The following is a 15,809-nucleotide window of genomic DNA, read 5'->3' as shown; positions in this document are numbered from 1 at the left end:
CCTGTCACAGCTGCGCCAGCACCCGTGCCCATGAGCGGATGCCCTTGTGGAAGCTGGTCAGGCTGTATTTCTCGTTCGGGCTGTGGATACGGTCGTCGGACAGGCCGAACCCCGCCATCACCACCTCCATGCCCAGCTTTTCCCGGATCATCGTCGCGACCGGGATCGAGCCGCCGCCGCCGACAAAGGCCGCCTCCTTGCCCCATTCGTCCGACATGGCCTGCTGCGTGCGCTGGAAGGCCGGCCCGCTGACATCAAAGCTGACCGCGCTGCCCGAGCCGAATTCGGTGAACTCGACCCGGCAATCGGCCGGCACGCGCGCCTTGACGTATTCGCGGAAGGCGGCGCGGATCTTGTGCGGGTCCTGGTCGAACACCAGCCGGAAGCTGATCTTGGCCGAGGCCACCGCCGGGATCACCGTCTTGAACCCGTCGCCGATATAGCCGCCGTGCATGCCGTTCACTTCGCAGGTCGGGCGCGACCAGGTCTGTTCCAGCACGCTGCGGCCCTTTTCACCGGCCGGGACCGACAGGCCGACCTCGCCCAGGAATTCCGATTCCGAGAAGTCGAGCTTGTCCCAGCTTTCGCGCAGCGCCTGCGGCAGTTCCGGCACGCCCTCGTAGAAACCGGGGATCAGCACGCGGCCGTCGGCGTCGCGCAGATCGGCGATAATGCGGGCCAGCACATGATTCGGGTTTGCCGCGGCCGAGCCGTAGAACCCCGAATGCAGGTCGCGGCTGGCGGCATGCACATGGATTTCCTCGGCGCAAAGCCCGCGCAGGCTGGTGGTGATCGCCGGGGTTTCCTTGTCCCACATGTTGGTGTCGCAGATCATCGCGATATCGGCCAGCAGTTCCTCGCGGGTGGCGTCCAGAAAGCCGGGCAGGCTGGGGCCGCCGGATTCCTCCTCGCCCTCAAGCAGGATGGTGATCGGGACCGGCAGCTTGCCGGTGACCACCTTCCAGGCGCGGCAGGCCTCGATGAAGGTCATCATCTGGCCCTTGTCGTCCGAGGCGCCGCGGCCGCGGATTTCCCGGCTGCCGTCGGCCAGGGTGACGATTTTCGGCTCGAACGGGTCGTCCTCCCACAGCTCCAGCGGATCGGCCGGCTGCACGTCGTAATGCCCGTAAAACAGCACCTTCGTGCCCGCGGCGTCATGGTTCTTGGCCAGCACGATCGGGTGGCCGGGGGTGTCGCGGACCTCGGAACGAAAGCCGATCGCGGCCAGATCGCGGCTGTGCCATTCGGCGCAGGCGCGCGTCTCGGCGGCATAGGCCGGGTCGGTCGAGATCGACTTCAGCCGCACGGTCTGGAACAGCCGGTCCAGCGCGTTGTCGAGGTCGGCGTCGATATGGGCTAGAACCTTCTCAAGATCGGACATCGCAAAACCTCTTTGTGGGGGGTGAACCCCGGCCGGCCGGCCAGGGCGAAGGGCGCGGCTCAGAACGGCCAGATCATCGGCACGACAAAGACCGCGATGACAAAGAACCAGATCAGCATCGGCAGGCCGAGCTTCCAGTAGTCGCCGAACCTGTAGGCGCCGGGCTCCATCACCATCAGGTTGGTGGCGGTGGCGACCGGGGTCAGGAAGGCGCCGGCGCAGGCGACGCCCACGCACATCAGCACCGGCTGGAATGAGATGCCCATTTCCCTCGAGGCCACGATCGCGATCGGAATGACGATCAGCGAGGTCGCGGTGTTCGAGATCACCTGCCCGAGGATGGCCGAGAACACGAAGAGCCCCGCCAGCAGCGCATAGGGGCCGGAATCGCCGACCAGCGCCACCAGATTGTCGGCCAGATATTGCGCCGCGCCGGTTTTCTGCATCGCGGTCGACAGCGGCATCAGCGCGCCGACCAGAATGACGGTGGTCCAGTTGATCGAGCGATAGACCCCCTCCACCGTCAGCACGCCCGAGACCAGGATGATGCCGGCGGCAAGCAGCCCCGCCGCCGCCGGCGGCACCAGGCCGGTGGCCAGCAGGACCACCATGATCGCCAGCGCCGCCAGCACGATATGCGCGCCTTGCCCCATCGGCACCGCCTGCCGGCGCACCAGATCGGGGGAATCGACCACCAGCACCTCGGCCGGGTGCAGGCGCTGGTCCAGCGCGTTCCAGGTGCCCTGCAGCAGCATGGTGTCGCCGGCGGCCAGCGGCAGCCCGGGGGCAAGGTCCTGGTCCTGGCGCTGGATCGCCAGCACGATCAGGTCACCGCTTTCCGTGACCATGCCGGGAAAGAACCGCCGGCCGATCAGCGGCGAGCGCGGCGGCACCAGCACCTCGGCCAGGCCCGAATCGCGGTTGAACAGCTGGTCGCGCACCTGGCCCGTGGACACGTCCTCGCACAGGCTCAGCTTGTGCGCATTGGCAAGCGCCGCGGCCGAGTCGGCAGAGCCCTTGACCACGATCATGTCATTGGCCGTCACCTTGTCGCTGCGGATCGGCTGGCCGGTCCTGTCCTTCAGCGTGACGAAGGTCAGCCCGTCGTTGATGATCGAGGACATCTCGGCGCGGGCGATGCCGATGAAATCCGAATCGCCGCGCACCCGCAGCTGGTGCACGTCGCTGGACAGGCGATATTGCTCGACCAGGGTCATGGCATGGCGGCTGAGGTCGGGGGGCAGGGTCTCGCTGGTGCGGTGCGGCAACAGCTTTTCGCCAAACAGCACCACGATGGCGATGCAGCCCAGCACCGCCGGAACCCCCGCCAGGGCAAATTCGAAATAGCTGAAGCCTGGACCGCCGGCGTTTTCCGACGCCTCGAGGAGCAGCACGTTCACCGGGCTGCCGGTCAGCATCAGCTTGGATCCGGCATGGGCGCCAAACACCAGCGGCATCAGCAGTTGCGAGGGCGAGCGTCCCAGCCGGATCGCCATCACGATCACCACCGGCAAGAGCGAGGCCACCGCGCCGTTCACGCTGATCAGCCCCGACAGGATGCCGACAAAGCCCATCATCAGCACGATCAGCCTGGTGCGGCTTTCCCCCGCCTGGTTGATCAGCAGCTGCCCGGCCCAGGCGGTGACCCCGGACACCTCAAGCCCGGCCGAGACGACGAACAGCGCGGCGATGAAGATCACTGCCGGATCGCCAAAGCCCGCCATCGCCTGGTTCAGGGTCAGGATGCCCGTGGCCCACAGGGCCAGCCCGGCGCCGATGCAGACGACGATGACCGGCAGCCGGTCCCAGATGAACAGCACGACGATCGCGGCGATGATTGCAAAAACGGTCCAGATATCGCCCACGCACAGTTCCTCGGCAGCCAAATTCGCCGGCACATTGTCGGAAACTCCCCGGCTGGGCAACCCTCTTTGCGCCGCAGCCGCCCGCGGCAAACCGGCGCGCGCCGCGTTGCATTTCTGTTACTTGCCCCGAAAAACCCTGCCATGTTACGCTTTTAGGGCCGGGTGGCCGCACACGGCCACAAGACCGGGACTCCGCGCCTCAGGAAGCAGCGCGGGTTTTCGCCGCTGCCGCAAGACTGCGCAACTCGCGCCGTGACTGCACGACTGCCTGCGTGTTCCCGCAAGGGAAAAGCGTGTGTGAAAAATGCTGCGGCCGGCGGTCGGCAGCGCGTAAATGAGGGGGCTTCAAGACATATGGCAAGCAAATCCGGAGAACCGGGGGGCGCCGACAAGCAGGGCATGTCGGGCTTTCTGGGCACCATCGAGCGGGTGGGCAACAAGGTCCCGCATCCCGCCATCATCTTCTTCTATCTGATCGGCATCGTGATCGTGCTTTCGGCGATCTTTGCCATGCTGGGCACATCGGTCACCTACGAGGGCTATGACGCCGCCGTGGGCGACATCGTCGAGCGGACGACCGCGGTGCGCAGCCTGCTGTCCCCGGACGGCATCCGCTTCATGGTGACGACGCCGGTGCCCAACTTTCTCGGCTTTGCCGGGGTGGGGGTGATCCTGGTGGCGATGATCGGCGTCGGCGTCGCCGAGGAATCGGGCCTGATCGCCACGCTGGTGCGCAAGATCGTCGCCATCGCACCGACCAGCCTGTTCACCTTCATCATCGTCTTCGTGGGGGTGCTGTCGTCGATCGCGGCGGATGCGGGCTATCTGGTGCTGGTGCCGCTGGGCGCCGCGGCCTTCCACAGCATGGGCCGGCACCCGCTGGCGGGCCTGGCCGCGGCCTTCGGCGGCGTGGCGTCGGTGTTTCTGGTCAACGTCTTTGTCACGCCGACCGACGCGCTGCTGGTCGCGGTGGCCAATGACGCCATCCACATGGTGAACCCGAACGCCGCCATCAGCGACGTGGGCAACCTGTTCTTCATGATCGTCTCCTCGATCCTCATGGCGATCATCGTCACCATCCTGACCGAGCGTTTCGTCGAGCCGCGGCTGGGCAGCTATGAGGGCGGCGTCGAGGTCGAGGGCGGGGTAGACCTGTCCGAGGCCGAACAGCGCGGGCTGAAATACGCCGGCCGGGCGCTCTTGGGCTTTGTGCTGGTGGTGGGCGCGCTGACCGCGCCGCCGATCCCTTACGGCATCCTGCGCAACCAGGTGACCGGCGGCATCATGGCCGGATCGCCCTTCATGACCGGCCTGATCGTGCTGATCAGCCTGCTGTTTCTGGTCGTGGGCTATGCCTATGGCCGCGGCGCCGGCACCATCGCCAATGTCACCGCGGCGATCGGGCTGGTGGTCAAGACCTGGTCCAACCTCGCCGGGATGATCTTCCTGCTGTTCGTGATCGCGAACTTCATCGCCTTCTTCAACTTCACCAATCTCGCCACGGTGCTGGCGGTGAACCTCGCGGACTTCCTGCAGACGACGAACCTGGGCGCGACCAGCTACATCATCCTGTTCGTGCTGGTGGTGGCGCTCATCGACATCATCCTGACCGGGGCGCTGGCGAAATGGGCGATCCTTGCGCCGGTGTTCATCCCGCTGTTCATGCGCCTTGGCGGCGACCCGGACCTGGTGATGGCGGCCTATCGTGTCGGCGACAGTCCGCTGAACTCGGTCACGCCGCTGAACGTCTATCTGGCGGTGATGGTGGGTTTTGCGCAGAAATACCAGAAGGATGCCGGCATGGGCACGATCATCGCCCTGATGCTGCCCTATGCCACGGTGCTGATGGTGCTGTGGACGCTGCTGCTGGTGGTCTGGAACATGGTGGGCCTGCCGCTGGGCCCCAGCTGACCGCAGGCACAATAAATTTTGCGCCCCCCCTGCCGGTGGGGGGCGCAATCATGTATCCCATGGCCGAAACGCTGACCCATCAGCCCGCCCGGGATCAAACAATTGCGCCTTTTCAATGCTATGACGATGATTTCCTCGCGCGGGCGCCCGCTTCGCACCGCGCTTCGCCTGACACTTGCCGTCGGGCTTTTTGCCTCGCTTGCCGCCTGCAAGGACGATGACGCGCCCAAGCCCGAGGCGCAGGCGCGCCCGGTGCGCAGCATCACCGTGACCCAGACCCGCGCCGGCAATACCGTGTCCCTGGCCGGGGTGATCGAAAGCCAGGCCCAGGCCGATCTGGGCTTTCGCATCGGCGGGCGCATGATCGAGCGTCTGGCCTCGGTGGGCGACCAGCTTGAGCCGGGGCAGGTGATCGCCCGGCTCGATCCCTCGGACGAGGAGAACGGCTTGCGCGCCGCCGAGGCGAACCTGACCGCCGCCGAGGGCCAGCTGAAAGAGGCCGAGACCAATTTCAGCCGCCAGCGCCAGCTTTACGACCGCGGCATCGCCGCACGCGCTGCCTTCGACCGCGCCGAGACCACGCTGACCAATGCCACCGCCCAGGCCGATGCCGCGCGCGCGCAATATCTGATCGCCAAGCGCCGGCTGAACGACACCGAGCTGCATGCCGACGCCCCCGGCCGGGTGACCGTTGTTGGCGCCGAGCCGGGCGAGGTGGTGCAGCCCGGGCGCATGATCGTGCAGATCGCCCGCGACGGCGGGCTGGACGCGGTTTTCGACGTGCCGGCCGCCACGCTCGAGGCCAGCCCCATCGATCCCGAGGTGACGGTGGCGCTGTCGCAGAACTCCGCGATCAGCACCAAGGGCCGCATCCGCGAGGTGGCGCCGCGCGCCGATCTGGTGACCGGCACCTTCCGCGTGCGCGTCGGCCTGATCGACCCGCCGACGGAACTGCGCCTGGGCTCGACGGTGACCGGCACGGCGCTGTTCGGCGAGGGCGAGGTGATCGAGATCCCGGCCAGCGCCCTGACCAGCAGCAACCTCGGCCCGGCGGTCTGGCTGGTCGATCCCGCCAGCAATACCGTCGCGCTGCATGACATCGTGGTGGACAGCTATCTGCCGGCCTCGGTGGTGGTGGCCGACGGGCTGGCCCCCGGCGACATCGTGGTGACCGCCGGCGTGCAGGCGCTGCGTCCGGGCCAAGCGGTGCGGGTGGTGCAATGATCGGCCCGAACCTGTCGGACTGGGCGCTGAAAAGCCGCCATCTGACCATCTATCTGATGATCGTCTCGGTGATCGCCGGGGCGCTGGCCTTCGTCAGCCTTGGTCGGGACGAGGACCCGTCCTTCACCATCAAGACCATGCTGGTCACCGCCGTCTGGCCCGGCGCCTCCATGGAGGAAACCCAGACCCAGCTGGCCGACCGGCTGGAGCGCCGGCTCGAGGAGACCACCGGGCTGGACGCGCTGCGCTCGATCACCCGGCCGGGCATCGTCACCATCTATGTCGAACTGCAGGGCACCTTCCCGCCCGAGCAGGTGCCCGATGTCTGGCAGGAGGTGCGCAACGGCATCGGCGACATCCGCCACACCCTGCCGCAAGGCGTGCTGGGCCCGTTCTTCAACGACAATTTCGGCGATGTCTTCGGCATCATCTACGGCTTTACCGCCGACGGGTTTTCCGAACGCGACCTGCGCGACAATGTCGACATGGTGCGGTCAGAGCTTCTGCGCAAGGTCGAGGGCATTTCCAAGATCGAATGGATCGGCACCCAGGACGAGCGCATCATGCTGGAATTCCAGCCCGACCGCGTCGCGGCCATGGGGCTGGACTATGGCCAGATCTTTGCCGCCATCGCGGCGCAGAACGTGGTGCGCCCGGCGGGGGTGTTGACCACGGGCGAGGAAAACATCGCTATCCGCGTCTCGGGCGCGTTCCAGAGCGATGCCGACCTGCTGAACGTGTCGCTTTCTGCCAATGGCCGCATGATCCGTCTGGGCGACATCGCCACGGTGCGGCGCACGCTGGTCGATCCGCCGCAGCCGCTGTTGCGCATCAACGGCCAGCGCGCGATCGCGCTGGCGATCTCGATGGCCGAGGGCGGCGACATCCTGGAACTGGGCGGCGAGATCACCAGGGCGATGGCGGGCATCGAGGCCGATCTGCCGGTGGGCATCGAGGCGATCCAGATCTCGGACCAGCCGCAGGTGGTGGATCAGGCGATCGGCGATTTCACCACTTCGCTGTGGCAGGCGGTGGCGATCATCCTGGTCGTCAGCTTCCTGTCCCTCGGCATGCGGCCGGGATCGGTGGTGGCCATCGCCATTCCGCTGACGCTGGCGGTGGTGTTTCTGGTCATGCAGGTGCTGGACATCGACCTGCACCGGGTGTCGCTGGGGGCGCTGATCATCGCGCTGGCGCTGCTGGTGGACGATGCGATGACCACGGTCGATGCCATGCTGCGCCGCCTGGCGCTGGGAGATAGCATCGGCAAGGCCGCGACATACGCCTATTCCACCCTGGCGGCGCCGATGCTGACCGGCACGCTGATCACCATCGTCGGCTTCGTGCCGATCGGATTCGCGCAAAGCCAGGCCGGCGAATACACCATCTCGCTGTTTCTGGTGGTGGGGATTGCGCTGATCGCCTCGTGGTTCGTGGCGGTGCTGTTCACCCCGATCCTCGGCTCGGTGCTGCTGAAGGCCCCGGCGCCGGGCGCGGCCGAGGCCGGGCCGGGACCGGTGCTGCGCGCCTATCAGTCCTTCCTGGCCCTTGCCATCCGCGCGCGCTGGCTGACCATCGCGGTGACCGTGGCGCTGTTCGCGGTGGCGCTGGGCGGGTTGCGGCTGGTGGACCGGCAATTCTTTCCGCCCTCGGACCGCAACGAGCTGATCGTCGATTTCCAGCTGCCCAGCTCGACCTCGATCTTTGCCAGCGAGGACGCGATCCGGCGCATCGAGGAACGGATCGAGGCCAGCGGCGAGGCGCAGTTCTACACCTCTTATGTCGGGCGCAACGTCATCCGGTTCTATCTGCCGCTGGCGATCCAGCCGCCGGCCGACCACCATTCGCAGATCGTGATCATGGCCCGGGACAATGCGGCGCGCGACCGGCTTGAAATCCAGCTTGAGGACTGGCTGGCCACCGCATTCCCCGAGGCGGTCAGCCGGGTCAGCCCGCTGGAGCTGGGGCCGCCGATCGGCTGGCCGGTGCAATACCGGCTGGTCGGTCCCGATCTCGAGGTGCTGCGCGCCCGGGCGCTGGATCTGGCCGGGATCATCGCCGCCAACCCCGACGCGCGCCACGTGCATTTCGACTGGATCGAGCCCGCCCGCCAGCTGCGCATCGAGGTCGATCAGGACCGCGCCCGCCGCCTGGGCCTGACCAGCGCGCAGCTGGCCTCGATCCTGAACACGGCAGTCTCGGGCACCACCGTGTCGCAGCTGCGCGACGACATCTACCTGATCCCGATCATGGCGCGCGCCGACGAAAGCCAGCAGGTGACGCTGGACGGGCTCTCGACTCTGCAGGTGCCGGTGCCGGGCGGCAGGACGGTGGCGCTGGGGCAGTTCGCGACCATCTCCTACGATCAGGAGCAGCCCTTCCTGTGGCGCCGCGACCGCCTGCCGACGCTGACGGTGCTGGCCGACGCCGCTCCCGGCGCCACCCCCGAGGCGATCGTGGCGGCGCTGAAGGACGACATCGCCGCCTTCGACGCCGGGCTGGCGCCGGGCTATGAGGTGCAGGTCGGCGGCACGGTCGAGACCAGCGCCGAAAGCCAGGCTTCGGTCTTTGCGGTGATCCCGGTGATGATCTTTCTGATGATCACGCTGCTGATGGTGCAGCTGAAGGATTTCCGCGACACCGGTATGGTGCTGGCGCTCTTGCCGCTGGGGCTGATCGGTGTGGTGGCGGCGCTGCTGCTGTTCGACCGGCCGCTGGGCTTCGTGGCGATCCTGGGCATCCTGGCGCTGATCGGCATGATCGCCAAGAACGCGGTGATCCTGATCACCCAGATCGGGGATGAGCGCGCGGCCGGGCTTTCGGTGCAGGATGCGGTGGTCACGGCGGCGACCGGCCGCTTCCGGCCGCTGCTGCTGACGGCGCTCTCGACGGTGCTGGGGCTGATGCCGATCGCGCCGACCCTGTTCTGGGGGCCGATGGCCTTTGCGATCATGGGCGGGCTGCTGGTGGCGACGCTGCTGACGCTGGTGTTCCTGCCGACGCTCTATACCATGCTGCACCGCGACGCTGCCCGCGATGCGTAGCCGCAGAGTCGTCGCCGCCGAGGCCGGCTATGAGGCGGATGCGGGACCGGGTATCGCCTGGTCCGGCGTCAGCGACAAGCGCAGCTATTACCGGCTGTTCGCCGGCTATGTCGCGGCGCTGCTGGCGACCGGCGTCGCCACGGTGGCGCTGGCGCTGGTGGCCTTCGACCTGGCCGGCGAGGATTCGGGCGCGGTCATCGGCACGGCGCTGTCGCTGAAGATGGCGGGCTATGTGCTGGTGGCGCCGCTGCTGACGGCGCTGCTGCACCGCCTGCCGCGCAAGGCGGCGATGATCACGCTGGACCTGATCCGGGCGGTATCGCTGGGGCTTCTGGCCTTCGTCACCGAGGTCTGGCAGCTTTATGCCCTGGTCTTTGCCTTTACCGCGGCCTCGGCCACCTTCTCGCTGACCTATATGGCGGCGGTGCCCTATCTGCTGGGCAGCGAAGAGGATTACACCCGCTCGCTGGCGCGCTCGCGCATTGCCAGCGAACTCGAGGGACCGCTCAGCCCGATGGTGGCGGCGGCGCTGCTGCTGCTGCTCTCGCCGCGGGCGGCGATCATCGTCACGGCGCTGGCCTTTCTCGGCTCGGCGCTGCTGGTCGGGGCGGCGCGGCTGCCGGCGGCGGCGAATGCCCGTTCGGTCGGCATCGGGCTTTATGACCGGCTGCGGCGCGGGCCACGGCTGTTCCTGTCGGTTCCGGCCTTTCGCGCGCTGGTGGCGATGGATGTCGCGGTGGCGCTGGCCTCGGCCATGGTCATGGTCAATACCGTGGTGCTGGTGCAGGGCAAGTTCGACCTGGATCGCGACGCGGTGGCGCTGGCCTTCGGCATCTTCGGCCTCGGCGCGGTCCTGGGCGCGGCCATCCTGCCGCTGCTGCATGCGCGCGTGGACGACCGCTCGATCATGCTTGCGGGCGGGGTCGTGCTGTTCGGCTGCCTGCTGGCCGGGACGCTGCAGACCTGGCTGCCGGCACTGCTGACGCTGTGGCTGGGGCTGGGGTTCAGCGGGGCGATCGCGCTGACGCCGGCGACCTATCTGATCCGGCGGCTGGCGCGGCCGGCCGATCTGCAGATGCTGATCGCCGCGCAGATGTCGCTGGCGAACGGGCTATTGCTGCTGGCCTATCCGCTGGCGGGCTGGCTGGGCGCAACCCTGGGCATGGCGCAGACCTTTGCCATCCTGGGGTTGCTGGCGGCACTGGCGGTCATGGCCTTCGCAAGGCTCTGGCCGGCCGGCTACGCCCCCGAACCCTGAGCGCGCCCGGGGCAGGGCGGCCTTGCGACAGGCATCCGGCTTGCGCTAATCTGCGCCCGGGCAGGGCAAGCAGCCTCATCGTCAACCATAGCCGGATCGTAGCATGTCATATTCAATCACCGCCGCCTCGCAGATCCTTCGGGATGCCGTGCAACTGCAGTTCCAGCGCTACTCGCTATGGTACATGGCGCAGGGCGGGCTGATTGCGCTGACCGGGATCATCGCGGTGATCTTTCCGCTGATCTATTCCACCGCGGCAAACGGCTTTCTGGGCTGGCTGCTGATCTTTGTCGGCGCCCTGCAGGGGGCCAGCCTGATCGGCTCGCGCTCATCCCAGGCGTTTCCGCTGCATATCGTGTCGGCGGTGCTGTTCGTGGTGGTGGGCGTGCTGTTCCTTGGCAGCCCGGCGGACAATCTGCTGACGATCTCGATGCTGCTTGTGGTGCTGCTGATGGTGCAGGGCATCTCGCGCGTGGTCTTTGCGCTGTCGGTGCGCCCGCTTGAGCGCTGGACCTGGGTGCTGGGCGGCGGCGTGTTCGAGATCGTTCTGGCGATCCTGCTCTGGGTGGCACTGCCCGCATCCGGGTTGTGGCTGATCGGCGGGGCGCTGGGCCTTGGCCTGATCGCCGAGGGCGGGGCGCTGGTGCTGCTGGCCTGGCAGGTGCGCGGCAGCCCGGCGGCGCCGGCCGTCTAGCGCCGGGCATTTTGCCGCAGGGCCCTTTACCTTCGCGGCGGGCGGGCGAATAACGGTGCTGACGGCTGTTCAGGAGCAGACAGATGACTGAAGACACCCTTTCGCTGGGCCGGATCCGGCGCCTGGATGACGGGTTTGAGGGCAGGCTGGAACGCCGCCTGCCGCATCCGCCGGAAACGGTCTGGCGCCTGCTGACCGAGGAACAGGGCATCGGCCAATGGCTGGCCCCCGGCACGATCGAGCCGCGCCAGGGCGGCCGCGTGCATGTCGATTTCGGCGACAGCGGCGTGGTGATCGACAGCACGGTGCTAGAGATCGAGGCGCCGCGCCTGCTGGCCTATTCCTGGAGCAGCGGCGAGCAGCCCGAGCGGCCGCTGCACTGGGCGCTGGCGCCCGTCGAGGGCGGCACCGAATTGGTGCTGACCCTGCGCCTGCCCGCGGGCGAGGACATCGCCAAGGCCTGCGCCGGTTTCGACGCGCATCTGGAAATGCTCGCTGCCGCGCTTGAAGGGGTGCCGATCCGCTTTCCGTTCGAGCTGTATCTGGCGGCCCGGCGCGGTTATCAGGACTTGCTGGGCTGATCCGGCCCGCCGCCCCTGCGGCGGCGGATGCAATGCCATGGCGCGGGCGCTCAGCCGCCCGCCAGCGCCAGCCGGCCGCCGGCGACGCGCTGGATGCGCCCCGCCAGTTCCAGTGCCAGGATGGCCGGGGCCAGGGTCGCGGCGGGCACGCCCAGATCGCGGATCAGCATGTTCTCCTCGGTCGGGGCGGGGTTGAGCCGGGCGAGGATCCGCCCCTCGAGGTTCGCCGGCCCGCCCGGGGCCACGGGTGTCGAAATGACCGCGGCCAGCGCGCGTCGCCCGTCCTGCGCAAGATCGGCAAGCCGGCGCGTCATCGCCGGTGGCGGCGGCGCGGGCGCAGGCCGTGGCGCCCGGGTGGTCGCGATACGGTCGGTGGCATCGGGCTGAAGCTGCGCCAGTACATCGGCAGAGTTCCTGACCAGCAGCGCGCCGTCGCGGATCAGCGCATTGCAGCCGGCGGCGCGGGCATCCATCGGGTGGCCGGGCACCGCCATCACCTCGCGTCCCTGGTCCAGCGCGCAGCGCGCAGTGATCAGGCTGCCCGAACGATGCGCCGCCTCGACCACCACCACGCCCTGCGACAGGCCCGAGACGATGCGGTTGCGGGCCGGGAAATGCCGGGCCACGGCCTCGGTCCCCGGCGGCTGTTCCGAGACCAGCAGGCCCTGCTCGCAGATCGCCTCGGCGAGGCCGGCATTCTCGGCGGGATAGATCATGTCGATGCCGCCGGCGAGGACGGCGATGGTGCCACCCGGCAGGGCCGCCTCATGCGCTACGGTGTCGATGCCGCGCGCGAGCCCCGCGATCACCACCGCGCCGGCCTGCGTGAGCCCCGCCGCCATGCCACGCGCCATGCGCAGCCCCAGCGACGAGGCGTTGCGCGCGCCGATGACCGCGACCGGCAGCGCCTGCAGCGCCGCCATGTCGCCGCGCAGCCACAGCAGCGCCGGTGCCTCGGGGATGTCGCGCAGCCGCGCCGGATAGTCGGGATCGTCCCACAGCAGCAGCCGGGCGCCGGCGCGCTGGCCGGCGGCCAGTTCCGCCTCGGCCCGGGACAGCGGGCAGGGGGCGTAATCCTCGATCCCGGCGGCGCGGGCGATGCCGGGCAGGGCGGCCAGCGCCGCCCCGGCGCTGCCGTGTTCGGCGATCAGCCGGTGGAATGTCGCCGGACCCACGCGGCGCGAGCGGATGAGGCGCAGGGCGGCCAGCCCGTCCCCCTTCGGACGGTGGGGGGTGTGGTGGGGGTCGAAAGAGCGCGGTCCTGCCGTCATGTCCCTGCCTTTGCCTCATCCGCAGGGACAGTCATGGCACGGCAATGGTTAAGAATGGGTTAGCCGGACAGGACCGGCCGCGACCAGCCCCAGATGCACAGGGATCAGGCGGCCGAGCCGCCGATGGTCAGCCCGCCGATGCGCAGCGTCGGCAGGCCCACGCCCACCGGCACCCACTGCCCCTGCTTGCCGCAATTGCCGACCCCCGGGTCCAGCGCCAGGTCGTTGCCGATGGCGCGGATCTGCTGCAGCGCGGTGGCGCCGTCGCCGATCAGCGTCGCGCCGCGGATCGGATCGCCCACCCGGCCGTTCCTGACCCGATAGGCCTCGGTGCAGGAAAACACGAACTTGCCATTGGTGATGTCCACCTGGCCGCCGCCAAAGCCCACGGCATGGATCCCGTCCTCGAGCCCGGCCAGAATCGCCTCGGGATCGTCGGGACCGGCCAGCATGAAGGTATTGGTCATCCGCGGCATGGGCGCATGGGCATAGCTTTGCCGCCGGCCGTTGCCGGTCGCCTGAACGCCCATCAGTCGGGCGTTCTGGCGGTCCTGCATATAGCCGGTCAGGATGCCGTCCTCGATCAGCACGTTGCGGCCGGGCGGCGTGCCTTCGTCATCGACGCTGATCGAGCCGCGCCGATCCGGGATGGTGCCGTCGTCGATCACCGTGACGCCGGGGGCGGCGACGCGCCGGCCCAGAAGCCCGGCAAAGGCCGAATGGCCCTTGCGGTTGAAATCGCCCTCCAGCCCGTGGCCCACCGCCTCGTGCAGCAGGATGCCGGGCCAGCCGGGGCCCAGCACCACGTCCATCACCCCCGCGGGTGCGGGAACCGAGCGCAGGTTGACCAGGGCGATGCGCAGCGCCTCGTGCACTAGCGCCTGCCAGTGGCCGGGCGCCACGATCCCGTCCAGCGCCACGCGTCCGCCGCCGCCGGCATTGCCCGATTCGCGCCGGCTGTTCGATTCGACGATCACCGCCACGTTCAGCCGCGCCATCGGCCGGGTGTCGCAGGCGAGCCCGCCCTCCGGGCGCAGGATCGCCACCTCCTGCACCGAGGTGGTGATGCTGGCCGAGACCTGCACCACCCGTGGATCCAGCCCGCGGGCGAAATCGTCGATCTCGCGCAAAAGCGCCACGCGCGCGGCAAAGCTGACGCCGGCGGCCGGGTCGATGGCGGCGTAAAGCGGCGGCGTCGGCCCCGAGGGGGGCAAGGCCAGCCTGGCGCCGCCGGCGCCGACCGCCAGACGCACGGTGCGGGCGGCATCCTTCAGCGCCGCCTCGGTGATCTCGGTCGAATGGGCATAGCCGGTGACCTCGCCCTGCACGGCGCGCAGGCCGAATCCCTGCTCGGCGTCATAGCTGGCGGTACGCAGCCGGCCGTCGTCCAGAACCAGCGCCTCGGCGCGCGCGCGTTCCAAAAACAGCTCGCCATCCTCGGCCCCCGCCAGCGCCTCGCGCAGGATGGCCAGCGCGCGGTCGCGGTCCAGCAGGGTCTGAAACGGAGAGAAGGCGTCTGTCATGGAACCGTCCTTGGCTGCAGCCTTCGCCTAGGGGGTTTTTGCCCGGAAGTCGATAGCAATGGCTTGCCCGTCGGGACAAGATATGGTTCTGGTTGGGAAACAGGGTCGGGCAGGCCGCAGGACAGGGGTCCGCCGACAGCAGTGTATGCAACGGGATGGCAAGATGGCAAATGCGACGAAGCGCCGCGGGGGCGTGGCGGTAACGGGCCTTGGACTGGCGGCGATCCTGGCCGCGCCGGCGCTGGCGCAGGACATGCTGCGCGACCTGCCGGTGATCGGCAAGCCGGTGAACGGCGCCATGGGTTTTCAGCCGGCCTCGAGCCCGCTGGCGCATGACCAGCAATGGCTGGACTATTTCGTGCTGGTCATCATCACCGCGGTGACGGCGCTGGTCTGCCTGCTGATGCTTTACTGCATTATCCGCTTCAACAGCCGCAGCAATCCGGTGCCGGCGCGCTTTACCCACAACACCCCGCTCGAGGTGACCTGGACGCTGGTGCCGGTGCTGATCCTGGTGGCGATCGGCGCCTTCTCGCTGCCGATCCTGTTCCGCAGCCAGGAGATGCCCAACGACCCCGACCTGGTGATCAAGGCCATTGGCCACCAGTGGTACTGGTCCTATGAATATCCCGACGACGGCATCGCCTTTGACGCGCTGCTGCTGGACAAGGCCGACCTGGCCGACGCCGGCTACGAGGAAAGCGAATACCTGCTGGCCGCCGACAATCCGGTGGTGGTGCCGGTGGGCAAGAAGGTGCTGGTGCAGGTCACCGCCACCGACGTGATCCACGCCTGGACCGTGCCGGCCTTTGCCGTCAAACAGGACGCGGTGCCCGGGCGCATCGCGCAGCTCTGGTTCTCGGTCGATCAGGAGGGGGTCTATTTCGGCCAGTGCTCGGAACTGTGCGGCATCAACCACGCCTATATGCCGATCGTGGTCAAGGCCGTCAGCCAGGAGAAATACGACGCCTGGCTTGCCGGCGCCAAGGAACAGTTCTCGGCCGACGCCTCGGGCCTGCTGCCGGCGCAGCCGGTGCGGCTGGCGCAGGCCAGGTAA

11 protein-coding genes are annotated in these 15,809 nt (G+C 68.5%); 7 read left to right on the top strand and 4 right to left on the bottom strand.

Going from position 1 to position 15,809, the window contains the following annotated elements:
* Positions 1-4: 4 nt before the first annotated feature.
* Both WMK75_RS02640 and WMK75_RS02635 read right to left on the bottom strand, forming a co-directional pair.
* Complete coding sequence (locus WMK75_RS02640) at positions 5-1,381, bottom strand: M20/M25/M40 family metallo-hydrolase (RefSeq protein WP_347266107.1); 1,377 nt, start codon at positions 1,379-1,381, stop codon at positions 5-7.
* A 59-nt stretch (positions 1,382-1,440) separates the two neighbouring features.
* Entirely contained in the window at positions 1,441-3,246 is a 1,806-nt protein-coding gene (locus tag WMK75_RS02635) for an SLC13 family permease (protein WP_347266106.1), read from the bottom strand.
* 354 nt (positions 3,247-3,600) lie between these two features.
* Here WMK75_RS02635 and WMK75_RS02630 point away from each other — a divergent pair, with 354 nt between their 5' ends.
* The 6 genes from WMK75_RS02630 (at position 3,601) to WMK75_RS02605 (ending at position 11,958) form a co-directional block, all read left to right on the top strand.
* A complete protein-coding gene (locus tag WMK75_RS02630) occupies positions 3,601-5,157 on the top strand; it encodes an AbgT family transporter (protein WP_347266105.1) in 1,557 nt (518 codons plus the stop codon).
* 126 nt (positions 5,158-5,283) lie between these two features.
* On the top strand, positions 5,284-6,381 hold the full coding sequence (locus WMK75_RS02625) for an efflux RND transporter periplasmic adaptor subunit (RefSeq protein WP_347266104.1): 1,098 nt from the start codon (positions 5,284-5,286) through the stop codon (positions 6,379-6,381).
* The gene (locus tag WMK75_RS02620; RefSeq protein WP_347266103.1) at positions 6,378-9,425 is read left to right on the top strand and encodes an efflux RND transporter permease subunit; all 3,048 of its coding nucleotides are present in this window, start codon (positions 6,378-6,380) and stop codon (positions 9,423-9,425) included. The genes WMK75_RS02625 and WMK75_RS02620 overlap by 4 nt, the downstream gene beginning before the upstream one ends.
* Positions 9,418-10,683 carry an MFS transporter gene (locus tag WMK75_RS02615; protein WP_347266102.1) on the top strand — a complete coding sequence of 422 codons (1,266 nt, stop codon included), beginning with the start codon at positions 9,418-9,420 and terminating at the stop codon, positions 10,681-10,683. Before WMK75_RS02620 ends, WMK75_RS02615 begins: the two co-directional genes overlap by 8 nt.
* Before the next feature lie 103 nt (positions 10,684-10,786).
* Entirely contained in the window at positions 10,787-11,377 is a 591-nt protein-coding gene (locus WMK75_RS02610; RefSeq protein WP_347266101.1) for a DUF308 domain-containing protein, read from the top strand.
* Positions 11,378-11,460: 83 nt separating this feature from the next.
* Complete coding sequence (locus WMK75_RS02605; RefSeq protein ID WP_347266100.1) at positions 11,461-11,958, top strand: SRPBCC family protein; 498 nt, start codon at positions 11,461-11,463, stop codon at positions 11,956-11,958.
* A 50-nt stretch (positions 11,959-12,008) separates the two neighbouring features.
* Here WMK75_RS02605 and dprA read toward each other — a convergent pair whose 3' ends face one another.
* Together dprA and tldD are read right to left on the bottom strand one after the other, a co-directional pair.
* On the bottom strand, positions 12,009-13,229 hold the full coding sequence (dprA, locus tag WMK75_RS02600; RefSeq protein WP_347266099.1) for a DNA-processing protein DprA: 1,221 nt from the start codon (positions 13,227-13,229) through the stop codon (positions 12,009-12,011).
* 104 nt (positions 13,230-13,333) lie between these two features.
* Complete coding sequence (tldD, locus tag WMK75_RS02595; RefSeq protein ID WP_347266098.1) at positions 13,334-14,752, bottom strand: metalloprotease TldD; 1,419 nt, start codon at positions 14,750-14,752, stop codon at positions 13,334-13,336.
* 163 nt (positions 14,753-14,915) lie between these two features.
* On the opposite strand from tldD, the gene coxB reads away from it, so the two are divergent.
* Entirely contained in the window at positions 14,916-15,809 is an 894-nt protein-coding gene (gene coxB / locus WMK75_RS02590) for a cytochrome c oxidase subunit II (RefSeq protein WP_347266097.1), read from the top strand.

The organism is Paracoccus sp. (in: a-proteobacteria) (genome assembly GCF_039808215.1).
Taxonomy (GTDB): domain Bacteria; phylum Pseudomonadota; class Alphaproteobacteria; order Rhodobacterales; family Rhodobacteraceae; genus Paracoccus.
The sequence above is the reverse complement of the archived record's forward strand: the minus strand, read 5'-3'. Positions and strand labels throughout refer to the sequence as shown.

What these genes read in the sequence shown, in the direction of transcription:
- WMK75_RS02620 (WP_347266103.1), top strand. Translation starts at nt 6,378, where the DNA reads ATGATCGGCCCGAACCTGTCGGACTGGGCGCTGAAAAGCCGCCATCTG.
- WMK75_RS02640 (WP_347266107.1), bottom strand. Translation starts at nt 1,381, where the DNA reads ATGTCCGATCTTGAGAAGGTTCTAGCCCATATCGACGCCGACCTCGAC.
- WMK75_RS02630 (WP_347266105.1), top strand. Translation starts at nt 3,601, where the DNA reads ATGGCAAGCAAATCCGGAGAACCGGGGGGCGCCGACAAGCAGGGCATG.
- WMK75_RS02625 (WP_347266104.1), top strand. Translation starts at nt 5,284, where the DNA reads ATGATTTCCTCGCGCGGGCGCCCGCTTCGCACCGCGCTTCGCCTGACA.
- WMK75_RS02605 (WP_347266100.1), top strand. Translation starts at nt 11,461, where the DNA reads ATGACTGAAGACACCCTTTCGCTGGGCCGGATCCGGCGCCTGGATGAC.
- WMK75_RS02615 (WP_347266102.1), top strand. Translation starts at nt 9,418, where the DNA reads ATGCGTAGCCGCAGAGTCGTCGCCGCCGAGGCCGGCTATGAGGCGGAT.
- coxB (WP_347266097.1), top strand. Translation starts at nt 14,916, where the DNA reads ATGGCAAATGCGACGAAGCGCCGCGGGGGCGTGGCGGTAACGGGCCTT.
- tldD (WP_347266098.1), bottom strand. Translation starts at nt 14,752, where the DNA reads ATGACAGACGCCTTCTCTCCGTTTCAGACCCTGCTGGACCGCGACCGC.
- WMK75_RS02610 (WP_347266101.1), top strand. Translation starts at nt 10,787, where the DNA reads ATGTCATATTCAATCACCGCCGCCTCGCAGATCCTTCGGGATGCCGTG.
- dprA (WP_347266099.1), bottom strand. Translation starts at nt 13,229, where the DNA reads ATGACGGCAGGACCGCGCTCTTTCGACCCCCACCACACCCCCCACCGT.